This is a genomic window from Acidovorax sp. GW823-FHT02H02 (assembly GCF_058797075.1).
The window spans coordinates 47,803-63,229 of sequence record NZ_JBXAJH010000008.1; the positions used below are offsets into that span (position 1 = coordinate 47,803).

Sequence of the window (15,427 nt, forward strand, 5' to 3'; positions counted from 1 at the left end):
TGGAGGATTAAAAAGAGGTGCACAATGCTCTCCAGGAGATCAAAAAGAGCATTTGAAAGTCTTTCTGGTCTCCTAGTTTAGCAAGCGATAACACCAGGAGCAAAGAAATGAACACTGAGGAGCTAACTTATCTGACAACCGACGAGCTGTCGACGCGTATCAAGTACGACGTGCGCACGATCCGCGAGCGGCTTAAGGACAGTGTGCTGATAGAAGGAGTCCACTATTTTCGCCCCTTTGGGGGAAGGAAGATTTTGTACATATGGGAGAGTGTCCAGCGCGACATGATGTCCGAATCACGAGACCGGCCGATAGGGATAAGCGCTATCCCGATGGCCAATGGTGGGGTGCTGCATGCCTAGCATTCGAAGCAGAGTGGATAACGGATTGCTGTTTTTTGACTTTCGATTCCATGGGGATCGATGCCGCGAACAGACGCTACTCAGCGACACGCCAGCAAACCGCAGGAAGCTAGAAAAGGTTCTGGACAAGATCGAGGCAGAAATCGCGGCAGGCACGTTCGTCTACGCGAACTACTTCCCCAACAGCAAGGCGCTAGCCCGCCTGGAAAGGGTAGCAGTCCAAACCGACCAGATCGCAGTAGCGCCTGTAGGTTGCGATGTTCATACGGCTGATCCGATCGTGATCGGAGACGATACTGGAAGCCAAACGCCAACCTTCTCCACCTTCGCCACGCAGTGGTTCAAAGAGCACGAGATCGAATGGCGACGCAGCCATATCCGATCCCTGCGCTCCACCCTAGACGGTCGCCTGATCCCTCACTTCGGGCAAAAGGTGGTCAGCAGCATCACCAAATCCGACATCCTTGCCTACCGCGCCACACTCGCCAAAGTAAAAGGTCGCGGAGACAAGGAAGGACTCTCACCCAAACGGATCAACGAGATCATTGGCACGCTTTGCCAGATCATTGACGAAGCCGCCGACCGATTCGAGTTTACGACGCCCACGACCAACATCAAACGACTGCGGGTGCGCAAAGTCGATGTGGATCCGTTCAGCCTGCAGGATGTAGAGAGCATTCTGGCGACCGTCCGTGCGGACTATCGCAACTATTTCACCGTGCGCTTCTTCACCGGCATGCGCACCGGCGAAGTCCATGGCCTCAAATGGCGCTACGTGGATTTCGAGCGCCGCCTGATTCGGGTCCGGGAGACCTTCGTTCTTGGAGAGGATGAGTACACCAAGACCGACGGTAGCCAGCGGGACATCCAGATGAGCCAGCCGGTGTTTGACGCACTGGCCAAACAGTACGAAGTCACAGGCAAGTTGTCGGACTACGTGTTCTGCAACCTCATGGGCGCACCGCTGGACAACAAGAACTTCACGGACCGCGTCTGGTATCCATTGTTGCGCCATCTGGGCATGACTGAACGTAGGCCCTACCAGATGCGCCACACCGCGGCCACCTTGTGGCTGGCTTCCGGTGAGGCTCCTGAATGGATCGCACGCCAGCTCGGCCACACCTCTACCGAAATGCTGTTCAGGGTTTACAGCCGATACGTGCCCAACCTCACGCGCCAGGACGGTTCGGCCATGGAGCGTCTACTGGCCAGTCGGCTTGCCACCGGCAAGGTCTTGCGCATGGACGGCGCTCACCTGCAGCAAGTGGGCGATAGCAACCTATTCGCCGAAGCAGGGGGCAGCAAGCGGGCGACCATGCCCGTGCCTAAACCCCGAGGCGTTGCGGTGGGAGCCTTAGAACGGGCCCGAACAAACTGGTCACGCACATCGCAGGACATCACCCTGCCCGAACGCCATGCGGGCGAAGACCCGCAACCCCCGCCCCCGGGCGCGATGCGTACTCACGTCAGACGGCTGAACCCGCTGCACGCCTGAGGCCGCACTAAGCCACCGTCGACACCTCCGAACCCCGCTGGCACCAAGCAGCGGTCTGGGCGGAGCTTTGTCCGACGCAGTCCCCTCGCTGTGTCATCGCCCACCTCATTCACCTTCAGTCTTTCATCGCCAGGAAACCATGAACCCCATCACTGTGCGCCGATATCCCCGAGCCCCATATTCCGAGAGCTGTTACGTGCCACCGGCACCAGCGGCTCCACAGAATAGGTCGTTGACCTCCAGAGTTGAGCAAATTCATGGAGTCGCAAACCTGCTCGATCACCTGCCAGCCTGCGCCAACAAGAGTCTGCGCCGCTTTATCGCCGATGTGTTCAACAAGGCACTTCTTGCGGCGTACTCCATACCGGCGAGGGTCGCCTGGGCGCCCGAGTGTTGCCAATCTGCAGAACATTCCCTGCTCGACTGGAGCCTTCAGATGTCCAAACGCGCCCGACGGTATCCGGCCCTGCACGCATGGGAGCGGGATGTGGCAGTCGCAGCCGCTTTGGTCGCTCCGTGTGGACTGGCGGGCTACCTGCATGACCATCCCGACCGAGACCCTGCGCTCAGCCTGAATAGCGAGGAACGCGAAGAAATTGTCGCGCGGCGCCTTGTGATCCTCGACGCCCCCTTGCGCCGCTTGCGATCACGTGATGCCGAATGCGGCAGCACGTTGGGCGCAGTGCTCGACGTCAGTGGAGACGAAGAGCTCGACCGCCAGCAAGTCGCGCGCATCACCGCCGCCATCGGCTTCATGGCAAACCTCTGACTATGCGCCCCACACGCTGAACAACTAGACCCCAACATCCATGAAACCCACATCCAATCCAATATCCAAGAACGCCTCTTCCGCTGGCTCCACCCCTACCCACCTCGTGCAGGAGCACAAGGGCCTGTGCATCCTGGCGTTGCCAGCAAGCTTTCGCAAAGCGGTCCCCGCAGCGCGCTGGGGGGAGATCCACCGTGAACTGCATGCCCAAGTGCTGGAACTCATTGAGCGACTGCCCGGAGCGGTTCACTTCGTCGCGATGCCCCTGTGCGTAGCCCAGATCACCGGCGACATAGACCCGGCAGAGATCGGTCAGCGGTTGACTCAAGAGGACTTCATCCTCGAGCCCCGCGGGCGGACGGGAGAAACCAGCAGCCGTGCGACCACCCGCAGGGCAGCCTCCAAGAAAGGAGCCTCCCGTGCGTAATCACCGAGCCCGACAAGGAACTCAGGACATGTTCGGAGCCCCCCAGAGTCAGCGTGCTCTGCAGGTCCAGGCTGAGCAACGTGCCCAGTTGCTCGGGCAACTACCGCTGCTTTCTAACCAGGCGCTGGTGCCATTCGTCACAACGGTTTTTGCATTGGATGAACTGGTCGCCGCATATCTCCTGCCTTTGCGTTCTGCGCCCCGAGAACTGGATGAAGGAGATCCGACTGCACTGTCGCAGTGTTTAGCGGCCATGGGGCGTGCCCGCCGTTGCAGAACCTTGGTCCTCAAATCCAGCTGGGAGCCCGTTGCCGTGGCGCTGTTGGTCAACCCCTGTGGCTACTACCTCTGCCTGCGCGAGCTCATGTTTGGACGTCACTACGTATCGACGCCTGACATGTACCAGCGGATTAGCCATGTCAGAGCAGATGTGCTGAGCAAGCCCCTGCAGGCACTGTGTGAAGCCGACCCCCAGGTCGGACGTTATCTCGCCTGGATCTTGGGGTTTGGTTCCTACAAGGGGCTGGATGTCCGGCGGGCGGTCGATATGCAGCGGGCGGTGTATCGCGAGACGCTATGGATGAACTGACTCACTGGCATGGCCACGAAAGGAGTCAACGATGCACTGGATCATTCACCTGACGCTCCTGGCGTTGAGCGCCATCAACGCGTATCTCATCTTCCGCAGGGATTGGGATCCCATGGACGCCTGGCTCTTTGTAGCGGGTGCTGCGGTGGCGCTACTCCTCACGTTACTCCTGCGTCTGCTCTTGAAGGTCAGGCCCGAGGAGCGCATCGCGCTCCTGCACGAAGTGGCCAAGACGGCTAAAGCCGATCTGGTCGCCTTCCTGAAACGGATTCGCTTCTGGCGTTGATAGCGATCTCCATTCCATGGCGGTCACGCGAGATGTGACCGCTGCAGAACCCAAACACAAATTTCCACCATCACCATGAAAACAAAGAACATTCAATTGCGGTCGCATATCAACGAACGCAGCGCTCAGCTACGACACATCGCCGCAGAACTCAAGACCGAGCTCTTTGGGATTGATGACATCATCGATCGCGTGATCGACACAATACGGGCGTGGTACGTCCTGCCCGACATCATCAACCGGCCAGTCATCGTGAACCTGTGGGGGCTCACCGGTACGGGCAAGACCCAACTCATTCGCAGCCTGTCCAAAAAGCTCGGCTTCTATGACCGCCTGATCGAAGTTCAGATGGACGGCTATTCCAATGGAGGAGGGGTGTCGATCGGCTCCATGTTGTCAGACTCGGCGATCGCCGAGGGCACTCCCGGAATCCTCGTACTTGATGAGTTCCAGCGGTTCAGGACCATTGACCGCGATGGGCGCGAGCGCAAGGTCGAGCACTACATGGATGTGTGGGGCTTGCTCTCCGACGGGAAATTGCCTCCCAACATCAGCTTCCTTGGGGATATTGAGCGCAGGTTGGCCGAGGCTGCATATCGTGACGAACACAAGCGGGTTGGCGTGAAGTCGGATGCTGACGAGGAGGATGTGGTCGTTGGGCTGTTCGCGCGAACGCCCCGCAATGATCTTTCGAAGTTCGCTCTGCCGCCGTATCAGGCCCAGGAATTTAAAGCGACGTTGAAGCTCAAGGAGTCCATCATGGAAATCATGACCTGGTCTCCGCAGGATCTCCACAGTCGCTTGGTTGCCTTCACGCAGGACCCCCATGCGTGGGAGACGGATTACTCGAAACTGCTGATATTTGTCTGTGGCAATCTGGATGAGATGTATGCAGATGCCGCCAGTCGCGTGGAGGACTGCGACACGGATGCTGATGTGTTCCATGCCATGACCCGCAAGCTTTCGCTCATTGATGTGAAGCGGGCGTTGAGTGAGCGCTTCAAGCCCGAGCAAATTGCCTGTCTTGGCAACAACCACGTCGTCTATCCCAGTCTGAACCGCTCGACCTACCAAAAGCTCATCGAGGTAGCGGTGCACGGATACTTGAAGGAAATCGAGGCATCCAGTGGACTGCGCTTTGAAGTGACCGATGCGGTCAGGGAGCAGATTTATGCCAATTCGGTGTTTCCCACCCAGGGCACCCGTCCGGTGTTTTCTTCCGTGCATGGTTTGATGAGTGCGCCGCTGGTGGATTTCACGCTGTGGGCGCTGGAGCAGGGCGCCGGGCCAGGTGAGGAGCTGACCATCGATGTCGACCCAGATGCCGGACTACTGATCGCGCGATGGGGCCACCGGATACATACCGTACCCGTAGCGTTTGAGATCAGCAAGCTTCGTCAGCGACCCGACCCAGACATGCGGGCAGTTCTGGCGGTGCACGAAGCGGGGCATGGTCTGATATACGCCTTGCTCTTCCGGCAGGCTCCGCTGGAAATTCGCATCAACATGGCGACCTTCTCCGGGGGCTACAACAGCTTCAATGCGCTCAAAGTCAAAACCCGCGGCAATCTGCTCGACGCGGTGTGTGTTGCGCTCTCAGGTCGCGCTGCCGAAGAGATGGTGTATGGCATGGAGTCGCTGAGCTCGGGCAGTGAGAACGATCTCAAGCTGGCGACGCAGCAAATGGCGGCCTTTATCCGGCATGCCGCGTTTGGTAAGCGCATCAGCCATGTGGATGTCAGCACGGAGGCCGGGGAGGATATCAACACGGATGTGGCCGGTACCAATTCAGAAATTGAAGCAGGTCTGCAGACCCAGTACGAACGTGCGCAGACTCTGCTCGCTGAAAACCGGGCTATCTATCTTCGGATGGTCAACGAGCTCATCAACAAGGGTCAGCTGGAGCCGCAGCAGATCCGGGATTGGCTGGGCCTGTCGGAGTCGAAGGTGCCCAAGGATGCGCTGGAGCCATTTGATGCAAAGTTGAGAGAGTTCGAACGACGCCATTCCCAACGGCTCACGAGTGTCTAGGGAATCCGGGGCGATTCATCCAATTTGAAGCACTGCGCCCTCAAGACAGTTGACCGAGCGCAGGGACCTGTATCCATCTGTGATCGTGACGGTAAGATGGGACGAGTGATTTCTATGCGTCCAACCCGCTCTTTTGAGCCGGGTTGTGCGGCCAAATTCTCTCAGCCTCCATGCTCGACGACATCAAAAAAACCCTCTGGGCCACCGCCGACAAGCTGCGCGCCAATATGGACGCCGCCGAATACAAGCACCTGGTGCTCGGCCTCATCTTCGTCAAATACATCTCCGACACCTTTGCCGCCCGCCGTGCCGAGCTGACAGCACGCCTGACCAACCCCGAGGACGAGTATTACTACGGCGATGCTGATCCTGCGGACATCGAAGCCGAGCTGGAAGACCGCGACTATTACAAAGAAGTCAACGTCTTCTGGGTGCCCGAAGGCGCGCGGTGGGAAGCCCTGCGCAATGCCGCCAAGCAGCCCGACATTGGCAAACGCATTGACGACGCCCTGACGCTGATCGAGGCCGAGAACCCCAAGCTCAAAGGCATTCTCGACAAGCGCTATGCCCGTGCGCAGTTGCCCGATGGCAAGCTGGGCGAGCTGGTGGACTTGGTATCCACCATCGGCTTTGGCGAAGATGCAGCCATTGCCCGCGACGTGCTGGGCCAGGTGTACGAATACTTTCTGGGCATGTTCGCCAGTGCCGAGGGCAAGCGGGGCGGCCAGTTCTACACGCCCGCCAGCATCGTCAAAACCCTGGTGGCCATCCTGGCCCCGCACGAAGGCAAGGTGTACGACCCGTGCTGCGGATCAGGCGGCATGTTTGTGCAGTCGGAGAAGTTCATCGAAGCCCACGGCGGCAAGCTGGGCGATGTAAGCATCTACGGCCAAGAGGCCAACCCCACCACCTGGCGCCTGGCCGCCATGAACCTGGCCATTCGCGGCATTGACTACAACCTGGGCCGCGAGCCTGCCGACACCTTCACACGCAACCAGCACCCCGATCTGCGGGCCGACTACATCCTGGCCAATCCGCCCTTCAACATCAGCGACTGGTGGCACGGTAGCCTGGAAGGTGACCCACGCTGGGAATATGGCGACCCGCCCCACGGCAACGCCAACTACGCCTGGTTGCAGCACATGCTGCACCACTTGAAGCCCACGGGCCGCGCAGGCATCGTGCTGGCCAACGGCAGCATGAGTTCCAGCCAGAACAACGAAGGCGTGATCCGCGCCGCCATGGTCGATGCCGACGTGGTCGAAGTCATGGTGGCCCTGCCCGGCCAGTTGTTCTTCAACACCCAGATCCCCGCCTGCCTGTGGTTCCTGGCCAAGCAGAAAACGCGCAAGGGCGAAGTGCTGTTTATCGACGCCCGCAAGCAAGGCCGCATGATCAGCCGCGTACAGGCCGAGCTGACCGACGAAACCATTGCACGCATCGAAGCCGTGGTGGCCGCCTGGCGAGGCGAGCCGGGCACAGGCAGTTATGAGGATGTGAAAGGCTTTTGCCGCAGCGTGCCCCTGGCCGAAATCGCCCAGCACGGCCATGTGCTCACCCCTGGCCGCTACGTGGGCGCGGAAGAGGTGGAAGACGACGACGAGGCCTTTGCAGACAAGATGCAAAAGCTCACTGAGAAGCTGGGCGAGCAGATGGCCAAGGGTGCGGAGCTGGATGCGGTGATTCGGGCGAAGCTGGGGGGGCTGGGGTATGAGTTCTGAGGTTAGCGAACACACCCTCGAATCGTTGTGCCTTTTGGTGGTCGATTGCCCCCACGCGACCCCGAAGTGGACGGACAGCGGCGTTATTGTTTTGCGGAACCAGAACATCAAAGAAGGACGGCTTGACCTGAGCAGCCCGAGCTACACCGACGAGGCCCATTACTTGGGGCGCATCAGGCGTGCTGCACCTCAACAAGGTGACATCGTTATTACCCGGGAAGCACCCATGGGGGATGTCTGCCAAATTCCTGCAGGCCTGAAATGCTGCCTTGGTCAACGCCAAGTGCTGCTGCGACCGAACCCAGTCAAGGTAGATAGCCGATTCTTGCTGTACGCGCTGCAATCACCCTATCTGCAACATCAGATCGGCTGGAACGAAGGCACTGGCTCGACGGTCAGCAATTTGCGGATTCCCGTCCTTGAAGCTCTGCGCGTTCCAACGCCATCTCTCGAATCGCAACGAGAAATTGCGACTACGCTTGGCGCCCTCGACGATCGCATCACCCTCCTGCGCGAAACCAACGCCACCCTCGAAGCCATCGCCCAGGCCCTGTTCAAGTCCTGGTTTGTCGATTTCGACCCCGTGCGCGCCAAGATGGAAGGCCGCACGCCCGACGGCATGGACGAGGCCATCGCAGCGCTGTTTCCCGATGGGTTTGAAACGTCGGAGTTGGGGGAGGTGCCGAGGGGGTGGCGCAGCGCAACAATGGAAGACGTTTCCAAAGTTGGAATTGGCAAGACGCCTCCCCGCAAAGAGCAGCGTTGGTTCAGCGAAGATTCGAATGATGTGAGATGGGTGTCGATTCGAGACATGGGGATCTGCGGTACCTATGCGAGCACAACTAACGAATTCCTGACAGCGGAAGCTGTTGACAAGTTCAACGTACGCCGAGTGCCAGACAACACCGTCTTGATGAGTTTTAAGATGACGATCGGGCGGGTTGCGATTACTGATGGTGAGATGACCACCAATGAGGCCATCGCTCACTTCCGGCTTGATCCAGCTTCACAGCTTTCAACCGAGTTCATCTACCTGCATCTGAGGCAGTTTGATTTCTCAAGATTGAGTAGTACATCATCTATTGCAGATGCAGTGAACTCAAAAACGGTTCGCCAAATTCCCATCCTTGTTCCCAGTCGAGAGGTCGCAACGGCATTTCAGGAAAAAATCGGCGTGGTCTTCGAGATGCTGAAATCGAATGAACAGCAAGCCCAAACCCTCGCTACCCTCCGCGACGCCTTGCTCCCCCGCCTGATCTCCGGCCAGCTGCGCCTGCCCGAAGCCCAGTCCCTGATTGAGGAGTCCGTGTGATGCTTCCCATCTCCTCATTGGAAGATCTGGCCCTGCTGCGCGAAACGGTGGAGCTGGAATGCAAGCTGGCCCAGGGCCAGAACGGCCAGGGCGAGGTGCCCAAGGATTTCTGGCCCACCTATTCGGCCATGGCCAATGTCCACGGCGGCGTGGTGCTGCTGGGTGTGCGCGAGAAGGACGGGGTGTTTTCCATCGCGGGCATCCCCAACCCTGCCAAGGTGCGGGCGGACCTGTTCAACAACTTGAACAATCCTGGCAAGGTCAGCGTCAATTTGCTGACGGATGCAGATGTGCTAGAACTGGTGTTGGATGGAAAAACGGTAGTGCTGGTCCGCATCCCACAGGCCACGCGCAAGCAGCGGCCGGTTTTCCTTAACAACCAGCCTTTGGACCACACCTACAAGCGGCTCAACGATGGCGACCGACCTTGCGATGAGGAAACCGTCAAGCGCATGCTGGCCGAGCAGGTGGAGGATGAGCGCGATGCCCGCATCTTGGAGCACTTCGGCATGGAGGACGTGGACATGGAGAGCCTGCGCATCTACCGCCAGATGCTCAAGGACGAGAAGCCCGGCCACCCGTACCTGGAGCAGGATGACTTTGCCTTGATGCAGAGCCTGCGCGGGTGGCGCCGTGACCGAGCCACGGGGGCGGAAGGGTTGACCTTGGCAGGTCTACTGATGTTTGGCCGCTGGTCGGCTATCCAGGAGGCGGTGCCGCACTATTTTGTGGACTACCAGGAACGGCCCGAGGCCAAGACTGAACTGCGCTGGGTGGACCGGCTGGTGCCGGACGGCACGTGGACGGGCAATCTCTTCGAGTTTTATCGCCGGGTGTACCGAAAATTGGTGGCCGACCTGAAAGTGCCGTTTTCGCTCAAAGACGGCCAAAGGCAAGACGACACGCCGGTACACGTTGCCTTGCGTGAAGCGTTGGTCAACACCCTGGTGCATACGGACTACACGGGCCGGGTGTCGGTGTTGGTGGTCAAGCGGCCAGACATGTTCGGCTTTCGCAACCCTGGTTTGCTTCGGCTGCCTGTGGAGCAGGTGATTCGGGGTGGCGAGAGCGATTGCCGCAATCGCATCCTGCATCAAATGTTCTTGCTCATTGGCCTGGGTGAACGTGGGGGCTCGGGCATGCCCAAAATTTACAGCGGCTGGCAAAGCTGCCACTGGCGTCAGCCGCTGCTGAGGGAAAAGGACATGCCAGAGCAAACCTTGCTGGAATTGCACATGCTGGATTTGCTGCCACCTGCGGTGCTGGACGCACTGCGGGCGCGGTTTGGTGCATCGTTCGATCAGGTGGGGGCGCTCGACAGAATGATTCTGTCCACGGCCGTGATCGAAGGTGTGGTCAACCATGCGCGCATGACCGAGATTTCCCCTCAGCATCCTCATGACATCAGCTTGGCGCTGGCACGGTTGGAGCGTGATGGGATGTTGCTCTCCCAAGGCCAGTCTCGTGGCAAGGTTTATTACTTGCCGGGCGCGGCTCCCGTTACCCCGGAGCAGGTATTTCCCGCAGCGTTCAGCTTCGGTAGTAATGGCACTAGCTCCGGTAGTAGCACTGCAAGCTCCGGTACTAAGGAGGATACCTCCGGTAGTGATCAGCCCGTGCGGCCGGAGCAGGCCACGCCTCGCACTACGGAGGGCGTCAACACCCACACTGCAACCAGGGATGAGCACGGTTGTCTACTGTCGCCCTTGCTGGATGCGCCCGTCTTGGATGATCTCAGCGCCCTTTCAGATACATTGAAGGACGACCTGTTGCGGCGAGCCGCCCTACCCCGGGGTAAGGCACGGTTGGAGCGTCCAGCCATGGTGGAGGTAATCTTGTCGGTATGCGAAGGACGGTATGTGCGGCTCAGTGCATTGGCTGAGCTTTTAAACCGGGATCCAGACGGTTTGCGCAAAGGCTATTTGGACGCATTGGTCAGGGAGCATCGCATTCGGCGCGCATTTCCTGGTACGCCAACCCATGAGTTGCAGTCCTATCGGAAAGCCGAAGAATGATCGGGGGGCTTTCTGCGGGGGCCTGCAACAGGTACCTGCGCTACATCGAGCTGATGAAGCTGTAGCCACAGGACAAAAAAGCGAGAGGGAGCCGTGACCGAAGACCAACTGGAACGCGAAACGCTGGCCTGGCTGCAAGACGTGGGCTACACCCACCGCTACGGGCCTGACATTGCCTTTGACGGCACCACGCCAGAGCGCGCGGACTACCGGCAGGTGCTGCTGCCCTTTCGGCTGCGCGAGGCCATCAACCGCCTGAACCCCGGGGTACCAGCCGCTGCCCGTGAAGATGCCATCAAGCAAGTCACGGATCTTGGCATCCCGTCCCCGCTATCGGCCAACCGCGCCTTCCACAAGCTGCTGGTGGGCGGTATCCCCGTCCAGTATCAAAAGGACGGCGAGACACGCGGCGACTTTGTGCGCCTGATTGACTGGGCACACTCCGAGAAAAACGAATGGTGGGCCGTCAACCAGTTCACCATCAAAGGCCCCCACAAAACCCGCCGCCCCGACATCATCCTGTTCGTCAACGGCCTGCCGCTGGTGCTGCTGGAACTCAAAAACCCTGCCGACGAAAACGCCAACATCTGGAAGGCCTTCGACCAGATCGAGACGTACAAAGAGCAGATCCCAGACGTGTTCCAGTACAACGAGGTGCTGGTGATCTCGGACGGCACCGATGCCTTGATGGGGTCGCTCTCTGCCAACGCCGAGCGCTTCATGGCATGGCGCACGATTGATGGGGTGAACCTCGACCCACTGGGGCAGTTTCAAGAACTGCAAACCCTGGTGCGTGGTGTGCTGGCACCTCAGTACCTGTTGGACTACATCCGTTACTTCGTTCTGTTCGAGGACGACGGGCAACTGGTCAAGAAGATCGCGGGCTACCACCAGTTCCACGCGGTGCGCGCGGCCATTGAAGAAGTAGTGACTGCTTCCCGACCCGGCGCTTCCCGCAAAGGCGGTGTGGTGTGGCACACCCAGGGCAGCGGCAAGAGCATCACCATGACCTGCTTTGCCGCCCGTGTGATGCAAGAAGCCGCGATGGAGAACCCCACCATCGTGGTCATCACCGACCGCAACGACTTGGATGGACAACTCTTTGGCGTGTTCAGCCTGGCCCAAGACCTGTTGCGCGAGCAGCCGACCCAAGCGCTGACCCGTCCGGACCTGCGCGCCAAACTGGGCAATCGCCCTTCGGGCGGCATCATCTTCGCCACCATCCAGAAGTTCATGCCAGGGGAGGATGAAGACACTTTCCCGGTGCTGTCCGAGCGCAGCAACATCGTGGTAATCGCGGACGAAGCCCACCGCACCCAGTACGGCTTCAAGGCCACCCTCAAAGGCAAGCCCGGCGAAGAGAAGTACCAGGCAGGCTATGCCCAGCACCTGCGCGATGCCTTGCCCAACGCCACGTTCGTAGGCTTTACCGGCACCCCGGTCAGCAGCACCGACCACGACACCCGGGCAGTGTTTGGTGAGTACATCCACGTCTACGACATGCAGCAGGCCAAGGAAGATGGCGCCACCGTGGCCATCTACTACGAGTCACGCTTGGCCAAGCTGCGCCTCAAAGACGAAGACCTGCCCAGCATTGACGATGAAGTGGACGAACTGGCCGAAGACGAGGAAGAAAGCCAGCAAGCCAAGCTCAAAAGCCGCTGGGCCGCACTGGAAAAGATCGTCGGCGCAGAACCCCGTGTGGCCAGCGTGGCCGCTGACCTGGTCGCCCACTTTGAAGAGCGCAGCACCGCCCAATCGGGCAAGGCCATGGTGGTGGCCATGAGCCGCGAGATTTGCGTGCACCTGTACAACGAGATCATCAAGCTGCGCCCTGCCTGGCACGACCCCGATCCAGAAAAAGGCGCTATCAAGATCGTGATGACCGGCTCCGCCAGCGACAAAGCCCTGCTGCGCCCCCACATCTACGACGGCAAGGTCAAGAAGCGACTGGAAAAGCGCTTCAAAGACCCCGCCGACCCGCTTCGCCTAGTCATCGTGCGCGATATGTGGCTCACCGGCTTTGATGCACCCTGCGTACACACCCTGTACGTGGACAAGCCTATGAAGGGCCACAACCTCATGCAGGCGATTGCTCGTGTGAACCGGGTCTTCAAGGGCAAGCAAGGCGGCCTGGTGGTGGACTACATCGGCATTGGCAACGAACTCAAAGCCGCCATGAAGGAGTACACCGCCAGCAAAGGCCGTGGCACTCCCGCCGTGGATGCCCGCGAGGCATACAGCGTCCTCATGGAAAAGCTCGATGTCCTGCAATCCATGCTGCATGGCTGCGATTACAGCGACTTCCTGACCGGTGGCCACCAAACCCTGGCCCGAGCCGCCAACCACATCCTGGGCCTGCGGGAAGAAGGCGGCAAGGATGGCAAACGCCGATTTGCCGACACCACGCTGGCACTGACCCAAGCCTTCTCGCTGTGCTGCACACTGGACGAAGCAAAGGCAGTGCGGGAGGAAGTCGCCTTCATGCAGGCCGTCAAGGTCATCCTGACCAAGCGCGACATCACCGCCAAGAAGCGCACCGACGAACAGCGGGACGAAGCCATCCGGCAGATCATCAGCAACGCCGTCGTGTCCGACCAGGTGGTGGACATCTTCGACGCCGTGGGTTTGGACAAACCCAACATCGGCCTGCTGGACGATGAATTCCTGGCCCAGGTGAAGAACCTGCCCGAGAAGAACCTGGCAGTCGAATTGCTCGAACGCCTGCTCGAAGGCGAAATCAAGAGCCGCTTCGGCAGCAACGTGGTGCAGGAAAAGAAGTTCTCCGACCTGCTGGGCAACGTGATCAAGCGCTACCAGAACCGTTCCATCGAAACCGCCGAGGTGATGGAAGAACTGGTCGAGATGGCCAAGAAGTTCCGCGAGGCCGCTAGCAGGGGGGAACTGCTGGGCCTGACCGAAGACGAGGTGCGGTTTTACGACGCCCTGGCCACTAACGAATCAGCCGTGCGGGAACTGACCGACGAAACCCTCAAGAAGATTGCCCATGAGCTGACCGAGAACCTGCGCCAGAACCTGACGGTGGATTGGTCAGAACGTGAGAGCGTCAGGGCCAAGCTGCGACTGATGGTCAAGCGGGTCTTGCGCAAGTACAAGTACCCGCCAGACTTGCAGGAAGAGGCGGTGGACTTGGTGCTGCGGCAGGCGCAGGTGTTTGGGGAGAGCTGGGGCGGCGGTTAGCCTGACTCCGGGGCGAACCGACGCGCCAATATTGATGAGCGCTTCGCTCAGGGATTCTTGGTACCGAAGGCTTTTACGGCATCAAGCAAGCCCTTTGCGAGCGTGCGGATACCGCTCAAGCTGTAGCTGCCACCGATCTGTTCATAGGCATAGCGGGCTTGAATGAAGTAGTCCGAGCACTCGGCAAGAAGCGGCGCCAGCTGTTCTCCTGACGCCGCCAGAAATTCAGACTAATAGCAGCCTGAGTGGGCAGTTCAAGAGACGCAAACACATCCGACAAGTTGTGCCCATGTGCCGTGGACATGATCTTGGCAGCCTTCACAAGACCATCCGAGGTTACGCCCCCGCCAACCGCGCCGCCTTCTTCCACTTATTCGCGATTCCAGGCCGCCATCAGCATGGTGCCGACTTCATCGTAGTCCGTATCCTTCTTTTCGGCGACTCGCCGCGCGCCAGTCCGCACAGCCCGCTTGCCACTCTTGGCTGTGTGAGATGCAGCTGAATCGGTCAGCAATCCACCCAGCAATATCCGGTAAAACTCCTGGAAGGCATCCTCGATGGTTAGGTTGGCCTGGGCAAGGAATGCCGGGCGGCGCAACCTCAGTGCCGCTCCCAGCATCACCTCAGACATGACCAATCCATGGCAAGGGGTGAAAACACCCTGCCGCACTCCTTCGTCGATGAGTTGGGACATTCGCATGGTACGGGCATGCTGGTAGTGGTCGAAGATGCCTCGGGCAACCGCAGAGTCTTCGACATCCTTCAAGAACTGCACACCAATACGGCTGGCCGCATGGACGCCGACGCTGAGGTAGACAGCGAGAGCCGTCGTCAAATCTTTTTCACTGTGGATCAATGCCTCCCCCTGTTCCAGGAGGCTGTCAAAAAAGCGTTGCACGACAGCGCAAAAGATCTCTTCCTTTGTCTGCGCAATGTCATAGAGGCGCCGCCGCGAGCAATGCATACGCGCGGCAATTTCACCCACGGTCAGACCTTTGATGCCCTCCGTTAAGAGCAAATGGGTCAACGCATCGAAGAACTCCTCGTCTGTGAGCTTTTTTTTCATGCGGGTTTCTCCCAATAAAAAGCGGTACCAAAACAATTGACCCAGTACCTATCTAGATGTCCAATGGTACCAATTTACATCAATTGGTACCAAATGAACAGCTTGCTCAACGTACCGCACAGCACACGATTTCTGTTTGCCCGTTGGTGCTGA

Annotated in this window: 12 protein-coding genes; 11 read left to right on the forward strand and 1 reads right to left on the reverse strand. The window is 59.2% G+C overall.

The window, feature by feature from the left end:
* Positions 1-107: 107 nt before the first annotated feature.
* The 11 genes from AC1RDS_RS10445 (at position 108) to AC1RDS_RS10495 (ending at position 14,208) form a co-directional block, all read left to right on the forward strand.
* Complete coding sequence (locus AC1RDS_RS10445; RefSeq protein WP_348707540.1) at positions 108-362, forward strand: hypothetical protein; 255 nt, start codon at positions 108-110, stop codon at positions 360-362.
* Positions 355-1,857 carry an Arm DNA-binding domain-containing protein gene (locus tag AC1RDS_RS10450; RefSeq protein ID WP_492226957.1) on the forward strand — a complete coding sequence of 501 codons (1,503 nt, stop codon included), beginning with the start codon at positions 355-357 and terminating at the stop codon, positions 1,855-1,857. The genes AC1RDS_RS10445 and AC1RDS_RS10450 overlap by 8 nt, the downstream gene beginning before the upstream one ends.
* Positions 1,858-2,089: 232 nt before the next feature.
* Positions 2,090-2,626 (forward strand): hypothetical protein, encoded by a 537-nt coding sequence (locus AC1RDS_RS10455; protein ID WP_492226958.1) that lies wholly within the window; start codon positions 2,090-2,092, stop codon positions 2,624-2,626.
* A 40-nt stretch (positions 2,627-2,666) separates the two neighbouring features.
* Complete coding sequence (locus tag AC1RDS_RS10460; protein WP_348707534.1) at positions 2,667-3,053, forward strand: hypothetical protein; 387 nt, start codon at positions 2,667-2,669, stop codon at positions 3,051-3,053.
* Between the two features lie 28 nt (positions 3,054-3,081).
* The gene (locus AC1RDS_RS10465; protein WP_348707532.1) at positions 3,082-3,642 is read left to right on the forward strand and encodes a hypothetical protein; all 561 of its coding nucleotides are present in this window, start codon (positions 3,082-3,084) and stop codon (positions 3,640-3,642) included.
* A gap of 31 nt (positions 3,643-3,673) precedes the next feature.
* Entirely contained in the window at positions 3,674-3,928 is a 255-nt protein-coding gene (locus AC1RDS_RS10470) for a hypothetical protein (protein WP_348707529.1), read from the forward strand.
* A gap of 75 nt (positions 3,929-4,003) precedes the next feature.
* Entirely contained in the window at positions 4,004-5,959 is a 1,956-nt protein-coding gene (locus AC1RDS_RS10475) for a peptidase M41 (RefSeq protein ID WP_492226959.1), read from the forward strand.
* A gap of 170 nt (positions 5,960-6,129) precedes the next feature.
* Positions 6,130-7,680 carry a class I SAM-dependent DNA methyltransferase gene (locus AC1RDS_RS10480; RefSeq protein WP_492226960.1) on the forward strand — a complete coding sequence of 517 codons (1,551 nt, stop codon included), beginning with the start codon at positions 6,130-6,132 and terminating at the stop codon, positions 7,678-7,680.
* Positions 7,670-8,992 (forward strand): restriction endonuclease subunit S, encoded by a 1,323-nt coding sequence (locus AC1RDS_RS10485; protein ID WP_492226961.1) that lies wholly within the window; start codon positions 7,670-7,672, stop codon positions 8,990-8,992. Before AC1RDS_RS10480 ends, AC1RDS_RS10485 begins: the two co-directional genes overlap by 11 nt.
* Positions 8,992-11,007 (forward strand): RNA/DNA-binding domain-containing protein, encoded by a 2,016-nt coding sequence (locus AC1RDS_RS10490; RefSeq protein WP_492226962.1) that lies wholly within the window; start codon positions 8,992-8,994, stop codon positions 11,005-11,007. The genes AC1RDS_RS10485 and AC1RDS_RS10490 overlap by 1 nt, the downstream gene beginning before the upstream one ends.
* Positions 11,008-11,100: 93 nt before the next feature.
* Positions 11,101-14,208, forward strand: a complete 3,108-nt coding sequence (locus AC1RDS_RS10495; RefSeq protein WP_492226963.1) for a type I restriction endonuclease subunit R — start codon at positions 11,101-11,103, stop codon at positions 14,206-14,208.
* Between the two features lie 370 nt (positions 14,209-14,578).
* Here the strand turns inward: AC1RDS_RS10495 and AC1RDS_RS10500 are convergent, their stop codons facing one another.
* Positions 14,579-15,274 (reverse strand): TetR/AcrR family transcriptional regulator, encoded by a 696-nt coding sequence (locus AC1RDS_RS10500; RefSeq protein WP_492226964.1) that lies wholly within the window; start codon positions 15,272-15,274, stop codon positions 14,579-14,581.
* Positions 15,275-15,427 lie beyond the last annotated feature (153 nt).